Source organism: Aquabacter spiritensis, from assembly GCF_004346185.1.
Taxonomy (GTDB): Bacteria; Pseudomonadota; Alphaproteobacteria; order Rhizobiales; family Xanthobacteraceae; genus Aquabacter; species Aquabacter spiritensis.
On the sequence record NZ_SMAI01000048.1, the window covers coordinates 1 to 1237 of the forward strand.

Below are 1237 nucleotides of genomic sequence, written 5' to 3' on the forward strand. Positions count from 1 at the left end.
TCTGAAGAGTGCGGGCTGTCGATGAGCAATTTCCGTCCGATCGATCGAGAGACTGGGTTCCTCCTGCCGCCCTCGGTCGACGAGTGGCTGCCGGAGCGGCATCTGGCGCGCTTTGTCGTCGAGGTGATCGACGGGCTCGATCTTCGCGCGATGAGCGGGAGCTATCGCGGCTCCGGCTCGGCGTCCTATCATCCGGCGCTGCTGCTCGGCATTCTGGTCTATGGCTATGCGACGGGCGTGTTCTCGAGCCGCAAGCTGGAACGGGCGACCTATGACAGCGTGGCGTTCCGCTTCATCGCCGCCAACGACCATCCCGATCACGATACGATCGCGATGTTTCGGCGGCGGTTCCTGAAGGAGATCGAAGCGCTGTTCGTTCAGGTTCTGCTGCTGGCGCGCGAGATGGGCGTGCTGAAGATGGGGACGGTGGCGCTCGACGGAACGAAGATCCATGCCAACGCCAGCCGGCACAGCGCGCTGTCCTATGAGCATGCGGGCAAGATCGAGGCGCAGCTCGCGGCCGAGGTGGCCGATCTGATGGCCAGAGCCGAGGCGGCGGATCAGGCGAACGTTCCCGATGGAATGTCGATCCCAGAAGAGCTGGAGCGGCGCGAGCAGCGTTTGCGCAAAATCGCAGAGGCGCGGGCGAAGATCGAAGCGCGCGCCAAGGAGCGTCACGCGCGCGAGCTCGCCGAGCATGAAGCCAAGCTCGCGGCGCGGGCGGCCAAGACGGCGGCGACGGGCAAGAAGCCCGGCGGCAAGCCGCCGCAGCCGCCGACGCCGGAGCCCTCGCCGAAAGACCAGATCAATCTCACCGACGAGGATTCGCGCATCATGCCGGTCGCCGGCGGCGGCTTCGATCAATGCTACAATGCGCAGGCCGCGGTGGCGGCGGGCAGCCTGCTGGTGGTGGCGACGGATGTGGTTCAGGCGCCCAATGACAAGCAGCAGATCGAGCCGACGCTGAAGACGCTCGACGCCTTGCCCGACGAATTGGGCGATGTCGAAAATCTCCTTGCGGACACGGGCTACTTTAGTGAGGCGAATGTCGAGGCCTGCGTGAAGGCGGGCGTGGAGCCGGCGATCGCGATGGGCCGTCAGCCGCATCATCCGCCTCTGGCCGAACGCTTCGAGACCCCGCCGGAGGCTCTGGAAAATCCGACGCCGGTCGAGGCGATGGCGCATCGGCTGAAGACGCCGGAGGGCCGCAAGCTCTACGCCCTGCGCAAGCAGACGC

Annotated in this window: 1 protein-coding gene; it reads left to right on the forward strand. The window is 66.2% G+C overall.

Annotated features, from left to right (window positions below):
• Window positions 1-21 precede the first annotated feature (21 nt).
• The coding region (locus EDC64_RS23375) for an IS1182 family transposase (protein WP_132036264.1) at window positions 22-1237 on the forward strand (1216 nt) is incomplete at its 3' end.